The 12877-nt window shown below is 67.0% G+C and carries 10 protein-coding genes and 1 pseudogene; 6 read left to right on the top strand and 5 right to left on the bottom strand.

Going from position 1 to position 12877, the window contains the following annotated elements; translation table 11 throughout:
* Positions 1 to 15: 15 nt before the first annotated feature.
* Positions 16 to 654: an HD domain-containing protein gene (locus tag ACQEXA_RS20525; protein ID WP_433130751.1), complete on the bottom strand. Its 639-nt coding sequence runs from the start codon at positions 652 to 654 to the stop codon at positions 16 to 18.
* Positions 655 to 787: 133 nt separating this feature from the next.
* Here ACQEXA_RS20525 and ACQEXA_RS20520 point away from each other — a divergent pair, with 133 nt between their 5' ends.
* Complete coding sequence (locus tag ACQEXA_RS20520; RefSeq protein ID WP_432932476.1) at positions 788 to 1756, top strand: GlxA family transcriptional regulator; 969 nt, start codon at positions 788 to 790, stop codon at positions 1754 to 1756.
* A gap of 119 nt (positions 1757 to 1875) precedes the next feature.
* Here the strand turns inward: ACQEXA_RS20520 and ACQEXA_RS20515 are convergent, their stop codons facing one another.
* Complete coding sequence (locus ACQEXA_RS20515) at positions 1876 to 2067, bottom strand: hypothetical protein (protein ID WP_432932478.1); 192 nt, start codon at positions 2065 to 2067, stop codon at positions 1876 to 1878.
* 166 nt (positions 2068 to 2233) lie between these two features.
* Here ACQEXA_RS20515 and ACQEXA_RS20510 point away from each other — a divergent pair.
* A pseudogene (locus ACQEXA_RS20510) lies at positions 2234 to 2446 on the top strand (hypothetical protein); the annotation flags it as partial.
* A gap of 34 nt (positions 2447 to 2480) precedes the next feature.
* Here the strand turns inward: ACQEXA_RS20510 and ACQEXA_RS20505 are convergent.
* Entirely contained in the window at positions 2481 to 3710 is a 1230-nt protein-coding gene (locus tag ACQEXA_RS20505; RefSeq protein WP_432923411.1) for an IS110 family transposase, read from the bottom strand.
* Between the two features lie 224 nt (positions 3711 to 3934).
* Positions 3935 to 4825 (bottom strand): LysR family transcriptional regulator, encoded by an 891-nt coding sequence (locus tag ACQEXA_RS20500; protein WP_432932480.1) that lies wholly within the window; start codon positions 4823 to 4825, stop codon positions 3935 to 3937.
* Positions 4826 to 4957: 132 nt separating this feature from the next.
* Here ACQEXA_RS20500 and ACQEXA_RS20495 point away from each other — a divergent pair, with 132 nt between their 5' ends.
* The 4 genes from ACQEXA_RS20495 (at position 4958) to ACQEXA_RS20480 (ending at position 8271) form a co-directional block, all read left to right on the top strand.
* Positions 4958 to 5419 (top strand): hypothetical protein, encoded by a 462-nt coding sequence (locus ACQEXA_RS20495; RefSeq protein WP_432932482.1) that lies wholly within the window; start codon positions 4958 to 4960, stop codon positions 5417 to 5419.
* 40 nt (positions 5420 to 5459) lie between these two features.
* Complete coding sequence (locus ACQEXA_RS20490) at positions 5460 to 5885, top strand: nuclear transport factor 2 family protein (protein WP_432932484.1); 426 nt, start codon at positions 5460 to 5462, stop codon at positions 5883 to 5885.
* 381 nt (positions 5886 to 6266) lie between these two features.
* Positions 6267 to 7325: a zinc-dependent alcohol dehydrogenase family protein gene (locus ACQEXA_RS20485; RefSeq protein WP_432932486.1), complete on the top strand. Its 1059-nt coding sequence runs from the start codon at positions 6267 to 6269 to the stop codon at positions 7323 to 7325.
* Positions 7326 to 7668: 343 nt separating this feature from the next.
* Positions 7669 to 8271, top strand: a complete 603-nt coding sequence (locus ACQEXA_RS20480) for a hypothetical protein (protein WP_432932488.1) — start codon at positions 7669 to 7671, stop codon at positions 8269 to 8271.
* 499 nt (positions 8272 to 8770) lie between these two features.
* Here ACQEXA_RS20480 and ACQEXA_RS20475 read toward each other — a convergent pair whose 3' ends face one another.
* Positions 8771 to 12427, bottom strand: a complete 3657-nt coding sequence (locus ACQEXA_RS20475; RefSeq protein WP_432932490.1) for a S8 family serine peptidase — start codon at positions 12425 to 12427, stop codon at positions 8771 to 8773.
* Positions 12428 to 12877 lie beyond the last annotated feature (450 nt).

The raw sequence follows: 12877 nt of genomic DNA, 5'->3' as shown, positions 1-12877 counted from the left end.
CTGGCTTCTTCGAAATCAATTCGGCCAGGGCGCATCAATGACGCGCTCGACCATGGTCTTGCGGCGGAAACCTGGAATGAAGCGTTCCAGTACGTCCGCATTCACGGTCCCGTAGGTGGTGTCCGGACGATTCTGGAGCCCGTCGACGAATGCCTGCAGGAATTCCTTCTTGAATTGTCCGCGTGGATGGGCGGCAATGATCTCGTCCACCTGGCCGCCATCCAGCCGGTCCAGCCCCCAGCCGACCGCGTCGGTCAGCACGCCGTAGTTCGTGGCAGCCGTCTCTGGGCCCATCCGGCCGGGAATCCCCGGCGTCGTGTGCAGCGCGATCGCTGTCCAGACGACCTCGGCGGCGCTCTTCGGGAACCCGCGGTCGAGCAGGAACTTGCGCGCGTGGTCGGCGCTGTCGAGTTCGAAGCGCTGCTCCATGTCGGAGAACGGGGTCGAAAGCCCCGTGTCGTGGAACATCGCGGATATGTAGAGCAGCTCCGGATCAGGCTGGAGGCCGAGTTCGCGCGCGTGAAGAGAACCGAAGAGGAAAACACGCTGGGAGTGATGGAAGATGAGAGGACTGGTCGTTTCACGAAGAAAACTGGTGGCCTCCGCCACTGCCACGGTCTCGGGTATTTCCACTGCTGCAATGATGGCTGTCATGATGTTCGCGCTTTCAATGCGGTGGTGAGGAGCAGGTAGTGCGTCTGGTCTCTACGATGCCGATTGCGTGGCTTCGCCGCCGCCTCGGTTCGGCCGTGAACCACTCGAATCCAGACACCTGAGGAATGGGACTGTGAGCTCCGAAACGCATCGGGTCGCGATCCTCGTCTATGACGGGGTCGCACTGCTGGACGTCGCCGGCCCCGCAGAGGTGTTCGGGGAAGCGAATCGACTTGGCGCCGACTACCGGATCGCCCTGCTGTCGACGACCGGTGCCGACGTCGCCTCGTCGATCGGCGTACGGATGGCCGTCGACGGCAGCCCCGCCTCCGAGCCGGACCCTGACACGTTCGTGATGCCGGGCGGGGTCGTCTATCCCAGAGCTCCCGTCACCCGGGATCTGATCGAGGCCGCGAGGGAGCTGGCGGTCCGATCCCGCCGGGTCGCCTCGGTCTGCTCCGGAGCATTCGTCCTCGGCGCCTCCGGCCTCCTGGACGGCAAGCGTGCGACCACCCACTGGAAGATCGCGGGCGAACTCGCCGCCCGGCACCCGAAGATTCGCGTGGAACCCGATGCCATCTACGTTCGCGACGGGACTACCTACACCTCGGCGGGCGTCACCGCCGGCATCGACCTGGCGCTGGCTCTCGTCGAGGAAGACCACGGTCCTGACCTGAGCCGGGACGTCGCCCGGGCCCTGGTGGTCTACCTGCAACGCGCAGGCGGCCAGTCACAGTTCTCCGCGCCCCTGCAGGGCCCACCGCCCCGGTCCCCGGCCCTTCGCACCGTCGTCGACCTGGTGACGGCGAATCCCGCGGGGAACCACTCCCTTGGCGAACTCGCCGGGCACCTCCACCTCAGTCCCCGCCATCTCACGCGGCTGTTCCGGGAGGAGTTGTCCACCACACCGGCCCGCTACGTCGAGTCGATCCGGTTCGATATCGCGAAGGCTCTGCTCGACCAGGGGCATACCGCGACCCAGGCGGCGTCTTTGGCCGGGTTCCCGAGTTACGAGAGTCTCCGACGGGTCTTCGCACGTGAGTTGTCCCTCAGTCCCGCCGCATACCAGCGCCGCTTCAGCACCGCCCGCCGCACCCGGTAGCACCGACAGACGCCGACGGCAGTTGCCGCATCGCTTCCCGCGGCGGTGGGATGCGCGTTGGGCGATTGACCGTCGAGCCAAATGGCATGTGCCTGGCTCGCCTGAACTCGCGAACACGATCAGGCGTTGTAGCCGAGCTGCCTCACACCGGGCGCCCACTTCGCTGCGACCTCGGCGAAGCACTCGCGACACAGTGGGTTGCCTCCCGACCCGTACCGCTTGCACCTCGCCGTGCAGCGTGAGCACAGGCCTTCCTCGGCCGCCGTCCAGACCGGAGACGGGTAGTCGCGAAGCTCCAAGGGTGTGGCCATCGGACAGGTCCTGTTCTACGCGCGCGGCCGAACAAGGTGGATTCGAACGAAGAATAGAACAGTCCTGGGATGTCGGCATCACGCCGCGCGGAGTGGGTATGTCCGAATTTCTTGACCTTGTGGTCAGGGCGCGCCCGACCTGGAGTAGGGGAACGGCGGGACCCGCCTCCGACACTCGGTGCTGTCGACGTGGCTCAACTCCGGAGTGGATCCGACCGAAGTGGCCGAACGTGCGGGCAACAGTGTTGAGGTGCTGCTGAGCCGCTACGCCAAATGCGTTGATGGACGACAGGAGATCGCCAACCGCAAGAGTCCCGGCCGCACCATGCCGCGACGCACCGTCGGACATCCCCCAACCGACAAGGTGACAACGCTCTGAAGAGAAAACGGCGTTCAGCAGGTCCTCGACCCGGTCATGGTGTGGCTGGGGCGGGTTCGGCCTGGACGTGGTAGCCGAGGGCTTCGAGTTGGCCGATGAGGCGGCGGGCCTGTCGGGCGGGGTCGTTGCGGCGCAGGAAGTAGTCGCCGCCGAGGTCGTGGTAGGCCTGGTCGCGGGTGAGCATGTGGAAGATCGAGACGAGGATGCTGTGTTCGATCGCCACCAGGGCCTTGGCGTGTCCGAGCCGTGGCCGTAAGCGGGAGTACTGGGCGGCGAGGTAGGTGTTCTTGGTGCGGATGGCGCCCATCGCGGCGTCATGCAGGTAGATCGCGAGCCACTTGGGGCCCTTGCGGGATCTTCCCGAGCGCTTGCGTCCGGCGGACTCGTGGTTGCCAGGGCAGACCGCGGCCCAGGATGCGAAGCGCGACGCGGTACCGAAGACGCTCATGTCCGCACCGAACTCCGCCAGCAGGCCCTGGGCCGTCCGCAGGTCGATGCCCGGGACGGTGTCCAGGAGCTCAACCTGTCGGGCGAAAGGGGCCACCGCCTCTTCGATCTCGGCGCTGAGACGGCCGATGAGTTCGTCGAGGAAGTCCAGCTTGGACAGGACGGCCGCGACGAGCAGCGCGTGGTGTCCGGAGAACCGCGAGGTGAGTGCTTCCCGCAGGGCGGGGAGCTTGGCCCGCAGCCGGCCGATCGCCAGGTCCGCCAGGACCTCGGGGTCGGTGGTGCCGTCGACCAGGGCCTGGAGCATCGCCCGACCGGACTTGCCCAGCACGTCGGAGGCCACACTCGACAGCTTCACGCCGGCGTCCTGCAGGATCTTGTCCAGGCGCTGGGTCTCCCGGGTGCGTTCCTCGATCTGCGCCTTGCGGTAGCGGGTGAGGTTCCTCAGCTCACGGACCGGCTTCGGCGGCACGAACGAGGGACGGACCAGCCCGAACTCGATCAGCTGGCAGATCCACGAGGCATCGGCGACGTCGGTCTTGCGGCCCGGGATGTTGCGCATGTGCCGGGCGTTGAGCAGCCAGACCTCCATGTCGTCCTCGAGCATGTAGTACACGCACTTCCAGTACACCCCGGTCGATTCGATCCCGACGCGGGTGACACCGTGACCGACCAGCCAGTCCCGCAGTACCAGCAGGCCGGGGGTGGTCGTGGCGAAGCTTCCCTGTTCGACGGCCCCTCCGGGGAGGTGCACCTCGGCGACGACCACGTCCTTGTGCACGTCCAAGCCCGCGGGCCGCTTTACGATCCGTTCCACCAAGCCTCCCCTCGCAGTGACCACCAAGACCGTCCGGGAGGGGCTCACATCACGGAGTCTGAAGATCGCGCTCGAAGCGGCAGTTCACGGCGCCCGAGACCCTCACGTCTCGCTTTGAGGCAGGCTCACCCGCGCTAAGGAGAACCGACGTCGGCCGGACAGCACACCCAGTTTTCCCAAGATCATGCCGTCCCGGAAGGGCCCCAGACGCTTTGAGGCAATGCTCACCCTCGCCAGAGGAACTCGTGCGCCATCGCGATCATGGCACGTGCCGGAGCACCGGGCGTTCGCTCGGACGGAGCGGCCAGGGAAAACGGCAATTCCAGGTCGGCGTCGTCGACGGTCAGGGTGGCGACGTCCTGCTCCTTGCCGAGGGCGATCCGTGGCAGCAGCGCCACGCCCAGGCCGTTTCGGACGTAGGCGACGCCGGTGGTGAGGTCGGTGATCTCGATGGCGACGCGATGGGGGACGGAGGCGGCGGCGAAGGCCCGGTCGGCAACGGTCCGGTTGCTGTAGCCCTCGGGGAAGTCGACGAAGTCCAGGCCGGCCAGTTCGATGATCGACACGGTGCGGCGTTTCGCGAGCGGATGGTCGGCCGGCACGACGAGGTCGAGCACCGAGGTGGCGAGGTCGGTCAGCGTGATGCCTGTCGGGCACGGTCCGGGCCCCGAGACGAAGGCGAGGTCGAGCCGCCGTTCGAGGAGGGCTTCGATCAGGCCCTGGGAGCCGGAGGGGGCGGCGCTGGTCTGCAGGAACACGCCGGGATGACGCCGGTGGAATTCACCGAGGAACACGGGAAGGTCGATAAGCCCAACCGTGGTGATCGCGCCCAGCCGTAGTGTGCCGCGCAGTCCGCTGCGGACCTCGGCCACCGCGTCCGCGGCCTCCCGGGTGGCGTCGAGAGCGGCCTGGGCGCGCGGCAGCAGGGCGGCACCGGCATCGGTGAGCAGCACGCGTTTGGGGGTGCGTTCCAGCAGCGTCGTGCCGAGTTCTCGCTCGAGGTTCTTGATCGTGGTGGAGACCGCGGACTGGACGACGTGCAGCCGTGCGGCCGCACGGGTGAAGTTCGCTTCCTCGGCGACGGCGACGAAGTACTCGAACTGGCGCAGTTCCACCCTCCGAGTATCCCTCAGAAAGCCCCCAAGGTATCTCTCAGAGAGATGGCGGCAGTCTCTGACTTTCGTTGGACAGCGTCTGTTGCGGCCAGCGATTCTGTTAGAAGTTCAACCGATACAGGAGGCTGAAAGATGACCTACAAGACGCCACCGACATATCTGGGAAGCGGCGACCCGGCGCGGCAGCGCAAGGACTACTACCCGCCTTGGCTGGACAATCTTGCCGACGATGTGACGCTGGAGGCCGGCGTCTTCAACGGGACCATCCACGGAGCCAAGGACGTTCGAGCGATACTGTCCTACGCGCGCACCCTGTACGAATTCCAGGACTTCATCTACATCGGTAAGTACGGAGAGAATGGCTTCGTCGAGGACTACGCAGCGACGGTGGACGGTAGACCGATCGCCAACATCGCTGTCGTCTACAAGAACGAAGAGGGGAAGACGCAGCATCTTGTGATGAACCACCGTCCGCTGCCGATGCTCCAGTACTTCTCCCGGAAGCTGGGCGAGCACTTCGCTGGTACAGAGTACGCGAAGTACTGCGCCGACCCGTCAGCGGACGCCGATCCGTCGGATGCCGACCGCGACTGAACGGATTCCCCGCTCACTTCTTCTGCGATATGGAGGAAACATGTCGCGGAATCAGGCGATCGTGGATGCCTGCTGGCGAGCATATTCCGGATTCGAGGAGAACGATTCCTCTGACCTGGTGGCCCTGATGTCACCCGAGGTGATTTTCGACTTCCCCACCTCCCTGCCTTACGGTGGGACATTCCATGGGCCTGAGGGGTTTCTCGCCTTCTACCGGGATATCTACGATCACTACTACGAGACCTTCAACTACGACGCACACACGGTGCTCGATGCCGGGTCGCATGTGGTCGTTCCCGTCAGGGCCAGGGCGAAGGCGAAGACCGGCCGCACCATGGAGAACGAACACTGTCTGCTGTTCACCGTGAACGACGGGCTGATCACCGACGCCCGTCTGTACGCGGACACCGCCAAGGGGCGTGACTCGATCGACGGCCTTCACGTATACCCCTCGGCAGCCTCCTGAGCCCTGAACCGGCGCAGTGGACATTCGCGCCACGCTGCATCGTCCGCCCCCGGGAATCTTTCCTGGGTCGGACGCAGCGATCCCGAAATGACAGATTCATAATCTGAGCTCCGAGTAGTGCGCTGCAGCGACCTGACCTGATCATGGACCTCGGTAGGCCGCACGAACCCACCACACCTACGTGATCCTGCTGAGTGAGTCGGTAAAGGCCCAGAGGGGCCTGACACCGATGACACTCTGCGCACGGGCCGGTTCCATGGAAAAGGAAGGGCCCGGAGCCTGGGCGCCGACGACGATGCCGGCACCAGCACCGTTCTTGTCCAGAACGCCCGCCGAGTTCATCAGGCGCTGAAAGACGAAAGGTCGCTCATGCCTCAATCCATGCGCGCGCTCGTAGCCGGAAAGGTCGGCGAGCCGACCGATGTCCTGCGGCTGGAATCCCGGCCTGTTCCCACGCCGGAAGCCGGTCAGGCGTTGATCCGTGTGAAGGCGACTCCGATTCACGCCAGTGATCTGCACGTGCTGCGTGGCCGCTACGGTTTCTCCCCCGATTTTCCCACTGTCGGTGGTCACATGGAATGCGTGGGCCGTATCGAGGCCCTGGGCCCGGATACCGAGGGACTGAAGATCGGCGAGCGCGTGGTGGCCGTTGCAGTCCCGGCGGTACCCGGCCCCCCCGTGGCCGGCACGTGGCAGGAATACCTTGTTGCCGATACGCGAAGGCTCCTGCCGATTCCCGATGATCTCAGCGACTCCAGCGCCTGCCAACTCGCCGTCAACCCGTTGACCGCGCTGCTCCTCGTGACGCGCGAACTCGACGTACAGCCGGGTGAATGGTTGTTGCAGACGGCAGCGGGCTCCACCGTCGGCCGGCTCGTCATTCAGCTGGCCAGGCATCTGGGTATGCGCACGATCAATGTCGTGCGGCGCCGCGATGCCGTCGAGGAGATCAAAGCGCTCGGTGGTGACGAGGTCATTTGCACTGAGGACGAGGACCTGTTGCAGCGCGTGGCTGAGATCGCAGGACCGTCCGGCGTGCACAAGGCCATCGACTGCGTCGCGGGCCACGTGGGTGCCCAGGTATCCCAGGCATTGGCTCCGGGAGGAGAGGTCGTGGTCTACGGCGCGCTCTCTACCCATCGGCAGACCGACCCGGCAGCGCTGACGATCCCGCTGCAGGCACGCTCGGTCATCTACGAGACCAAAGCAGTCCGTGGCTTCTGGCTGAACCGCTGGTTCGGCACTGCCTCGCCTGAGGATGCGCTGCGCGCGCTGTCCGAGGTTCGCGGTCTCGTCGCTGATGGGGTGCTGAGCATCCCCCAGGGCCAGCCGTTCCCACTCGAACGCTTCACTGAAGCCATCGCGTTCGCCGAAACACCCGCACGTGGCGCCAAGCCACTCTTCGTCTTCGAAGATGTCCGGGACAACGACAACAGGTAGGACGCGGCCCGGCCGGTGCCGGCGGCGGTGCGGGCCGATGATCTAAGCAGCCGAGTACGCATGATGCAGCGGTGGTTGTGAGCGAGAGCGGGCCCGCCGGAGTCTGAAGCGTATTTGCCTCAGCGATCTTGAAGCCCCTGACGGTCGTGCTCCCTGCCCCCGGCCGGCCGGATGTGGCGGGGGTTCTGTGGGCCCTGAGGCCGCATGGCAGTGTGTGCTCGTGCTTCCTTCCGCTGATGATCTGCCACGAGTCCTGGCCACATGCTGGCTGTACTGGATCGCTGTACCCACGGGTGATCAAGCAGGGGTCATGGAGATGATGGGGCTTGTCCAGCCTCGTCCCGTGACGTTCGCCGAAGCCGAGGAGATCATCGACGAGGACGGCCACGGAGAGTCGGAGGGCAATCCCGACGGGATGGCTCGGGTGTACGTCAGCCCGGAACTTGACGGGTGGACCTTGGTCATCGGCCCGTGGTGCGACCCGTGCGACGTTGAGCGCAGCGAAGACGTGCTGCATCTGTGCAGGGATCTGAGCGCCCGTTACGGCCAGGCACAGGCGTACTACTTCGGGGCCCAGGGCGATGGTTCGGCCTGGCTCGCCGCTCAGGACGGGGTCGTACTGCGGCGCTACTGCGAGACCGGTGAAGGAGAGGACGGCTACTTGACGCTGGGGGAGCCCCTGCCCGTCGAACGGGCTCACCGACAGCAACTCGGATTGCCCGCGGTATGGGACGAGGCGACGGAATCAGAGGAAGACGAGGACGAGTGGAAGTGGGCCGCGTTCGACCTCGCTCCTGAGATCGCCGCGGCTCTGGGTGTCAGCCCGCTCCAACTGACGGCGGAGACGCGCGTTGAAGGTACTGGGGTCATCGCTCTCACCCCGAACGCGAGAGAGGTTCAAGCTGAGTCCTCGTACTTGGACCATGAGGCCGGCCAATCCACCTGATGGCCTCCCTGGGCCTTGGACCCGGCGGGCGCCGGTCCCGGCGACGCTCCACAGGGCTGGCTCGGTCTATTCCGGGTGCATCCGCCGACCGCGTGGAGCCAGCCGTCGAGTACGGCGCCGGCCGCCCCGAAGCGCCCCTCAGGGATGTCGGGGCCCTTGGTTCTGCACCACGCAGGAAATGGCGTATGCGGTGTGACGTCACTCCGAGGGCTTCGCCCTCCCCAGCAGCCACCACCTGCTTCCGCCAACAACAGCGCACAACGTTGACTTTGTCCGGTCTCCCGGCTGCGTACGGAATCGTTGAGGCGGCGGTACCTGTCGTGATCGTAACCGCGGTCGGCGAGCACGACGTCGGGTCGGCGCCGTGGCCGGCCGCGCTCGGCCAGAGCGGCCGGAAGAAGCGCTCCTACCTGTACACCGCCATCGAAGACTGCGGGGGCGGGGCCGCCGGATGCGGCCCCGCCCCCTGCCGGTCAGCCAAGGCTGATCCGAGAGGTACTTACTTCAGGCCGAAGGCCCGGGTGATGCTTTGCGTGACGGTGTTGCCCTCGGTGTCGCCTGCGCTGGTGCGCAGCGTCACGAACCGCGCGTGGGCGGGGGCGTTCAGCTGAGTGCTCCAGCCCTTGGCGGTGCGGGTCAGGGTCGTGTGCTGCCAGGTGGCACCGTCGTCGTAGGAGACGTCCAGGCTCACCGTTTTGATGGTGTCGGAGCCGGGAGCGCCCGGGAGGTGCGAGGGAGTGACGGTGATGCCGGTGTGGCGGTGTGCCTTGCCGGAGGCGTCCACGCCCTCGACCGTGTAGTCGAGCTGGATCAGCGGCAACGTCTCGAAGACGCCGGCGGCGCCCTGCTGGGAGGTGAAGCCCCACTCGGTCCGGGTCGTGGTCGAGTAGTCGTTGGCCCAGGTGCCCCGGGCGTTCTCCGACACCAGGCGGTACCGCAACTTCTCGGGGGCCAGGATGAGCGGGAACCGGTAGCTGCCCAGAGTGTCGGTGTCGGATGCCCTGAGCAGGGTGTCGCCCTGGTACATCTTCACCTTGTTCTCGACACCGACGTTGTTGAAGGTCGTGCCGACGTGTCCGGGAACCGAGTCGCCCCAGCCCGGGACCTCCACGTAGACCGCGTTGTTCAGGCGCACCGGTCGGTAGTAGCCGTTCATCCGAGGACGCTGGATCGGCCCGAAGTACTCCACGTGGGAGGTCGTGCCGGCCGGGTACCGCGTCAGGGAGTCACTGGAGATCTGAAGCTGCTGGTTGACCCAGGCGCTCTGAGCCCAGTCCGTGTCGCTGGACACCCAGTCGGTGCGCTCGGCCTGGGTGGGGGTGGGCAACGGGTTGTATCCGTAGTCGCCCCGCCAGACGGCGGAACGGAACTCCATCCCCTTGGCGGGCCGGTTGTTGCGGAAGGACACATCCACCCGCGCAAGATCACGGCGCTGCGGCCGGTAGGTCAGGTCCGCCGGTATGCCAGTCGCGTCGCGGGAGATGTCGTAGAGGTAGTCCGTGGTCGGGTGGGAGGTGACCTCAAGCGCCGTCCTCCGGCCCTGCTTGATCTGGGCGATCAGCTCGTCGCCCTCGTCCGCGGTCAGCGTGGCCACGGTCAGGGGAGGCAGGTGCTCGGTGTCGGACCAGGGGAAGTCGTCCCACGGGTCCAGACGTCCGTCGCCGTCGTTGACGACGAGCAGCACACTCGCGCCGGCCTTGGCTGCCGTCTCGGCCTGCTCGGCCTGATCGACGGCATCGCTGCGCCGGACCACGACGACCTTGCCCCTGGCGTCGAGCCCCACGTAGTCGGCGGCACCGCCCTCTCCGGCATAGACGGCCTCGTACTGGCGCGTGCCCTCCTTGAGCGGGATGCGTCCGCGCTCGACGATCATGTCGTCAAAGGAGCGCGTACGAGACGCGACCGTCAAGGCCGGCTCCGTCTGCCGCCAGTTGAACCCGGACTCGAAGGTGCCCGTGGAGACCGGCTTGCTGGGCAGGGCCCAGACGCTGTCATAGGTGGGATTGGGCCACCGCGTCATGGTCAAGGAGCTTCCGTTGTCGAACCCGCGGTAGAGGCCGATGCGGGTCTCGGCGGGGGTGGTCTCCTGCGGGGTCACGACGGAGACCTGCTTGGCCTTGGAAGCGTCCAGGTTCACCGTGGTGTCCTGGTCGACGACGACCTCGGGAGCGGTCAGGATGGCCTTACCCATGGAGTGCGGCCCGTGAGTGCCCTGAACATCGCTCTCCAGGCTCACGAAGTACTTGCCCGCAGGCACGTTGACCGTGCCGGTTCCCGAATCGTCCAGCTGCAGCGGCAGGAAGACCTTGTCGCTGAACACGTACACCTCACCGCCCATCGGGCGGCCGTCGCGGTCCTTGCCGCCCACCGTGAGGGTGTAGCGCGGGGACTGCTTGTAGGCGCCGATGATGGTGTGGGCCAGCAGGCTACCGGACGCGTCGGTGGCGAGGATCTGCCCCGAGGTCGTGGTGTCTTCCTTCACCAGGTCGAAGCTGGTGGTGAGGGTGACCTTGCTACTGCCGTGCGCGGGGACGGTGACCTGAGGTGCCGACAGCGAGAACGCGCCGGCGGCCGCACCAGGGGCCTGCAGCGCCAGGTCGAGGGTGACCGGAGCGTCCCCGGTGTTGGTGTACGTCACCTCCTTCTCGGACTTGTCCCCGGCCGGCTCCTTGCCGTCGCGGTAGCCCCCGAAGACGCTGCCGGTGGCGAACACCGTGCCCTTGACGGCGGCCGCGACATCCACACGGCCGCTGCCGCCCTCGTACGGCGTGTACTGGGGCGTCGCCTTTGTGGTGCTGACCAGGGCGTCCTTGAGCTGCTGCCCGGTCCAGTCCGGGTGGGCCTCGGCGAGCAGCGCGGCGGCACCGGCGACATGCGGGGTGGCCATCGAGGTCCCGCTCAACGTCTGGTAGTAGCCCTCGCCGCCCTCGGCGTACTGCGAGCGTGCCGCCAGCACGTCGACGCCCGGCGCGGTCAGCTCCGGCTTCAGGCCGGCATCGCCCTGCCGCGGACCAGTGCTGGAGAAGTAGGCGAGCTGGTCCGAGCCGTCCACAGCGCCGACGGACAGCGCGGCGTCGGCGACACTGGGCGTCGAGACGGAGTGCTCGCCGGCGTTGCCGGCCGCGATGGTGAACAACGCACCGGTCTCGGCGCTGAGCTCGTCGACGGCCTCGCTCATCGGGTCATGACCGTCGCTGGGCCCGCCGCCGAGGCTCATGCTGATGATCTTGGCGTGCTGGTCGCGGGCAGCCCACTGCATGCCCGCGATGATCCAGGACTCCTGGCCGCTGCCCTCGTTGCTCAGAACCTTGCCGATGTGCAGGCGCGCGCCGGGGGCAACGCCCTTCTCCTTGCCGTCCGAAGCGGCGCCCGTGCCGGCGATGGTCGAGGCGACGTGCGTGCCGTGACCGAGGTGGTCCTCGATGTCCTGGTCAGGCACGAAACTCGCACTCGCACTCACCTGACCGACCAGGTCGGGGTGCTGGGTGTCGATGCCGGTGTCCAGCACGGCCACGTCCACACCCTGGCCGGTGTCGCCGCTCGCCCACACCTGGGGAGCGCCGATCTGTGCGGTCGTGTCGGCCAGGTCGGCCTTGACCTTCCCGTCCAGCCAGACCTTCGCGATCCCGCCCCGCAACTGGGGCTTGGCTCCGGCGCTGCGACCGGTCGCCGGCGCGGTCCCGCCGGTGAGGGCGGTCCAGAAGTCGTCGGCCTTCGACCGCGACTCCGACAGCGCCGCGCCCTGAATGCTGTCCAAGGCGCGGGCCCTGGTGGCGCCGGCGGGCACGGCCTGCGTGCGCGCACGGGCGGCAGCGTCGGTGTACCTGACGATCAGGGGCAGACCGCTGCTGTGCTCGTCGTCGTAACCGTCCGCCAGCAGTTGGGTGACGTTGAAGAGCTCGCGGTCCAGCTTCCCGGCAGCGATGTACGGAAGGGCGCTGTCCGGGTACACGTAGGTGTCTTTGCCGGCCTTGTAGGTCACGAAGCCGGTGAGTGCACCGTTCGCGCCCTGCACGGCACGGGTGACCCTGCCGTCGGCGCCGGTGTTCACCGTGACCTTGTCACCGGTCACCAGGGTGACGGTACGTGAGGTCGGCTGATGTAGGGCGATGCCGGTCAAGGGCCGGTCCGGGGTGTCGGTCCTGGGCGCGGCCAAGGCGGAGACCATCGGCTGCGCGGCCAATACGGCCAGTGCAACGCCGACAGCGGTCAACGCCCGTCTACGGGCGGGTATGGATGGCAAGGATGATCCCTTCGCTGGAACAGCAAACGCTGCGTCTGACGTGGCACATCGTCGGGTTGCACAACGCCATCAGGGGCCGCACGGGCAAGGAGGGAAGCAGGCGATTTGCCGTGCCTCAGTACACCGGCGCGGACATGGGCAGGGCTGGTATGGCCGCCGAGGAAAACCCGGCTGGAAACGAGGCCGCGTTGCTGCCGCAGAGCGGCAACGAAGCGTCAGGTCCCACAGCGCGAGTCCCCGATCACACTCCGGAGAGCCCGCGCGGCAAAGCGAGCCTCCGGCACGGCGGCAAGACGAGCGGCGCTCCCCGTAGATGCCGTCGGCGCCGCGACTGCAGCCGGCAAGCCTCCGGCAACCAGCAGC

The sequence above is a fragment of the Streptomyces sp. CA-106110 genome (assembly GCF_050936285.1).
Classification (GTDB): Bacteria; Actinomycetota; Actinomycetes; order Streptomycetales; family Streptomycetaceae; genus Streptomyces.
This window is presented reverse-complemented; position numbering and strand designations above follow the sequence as displayed.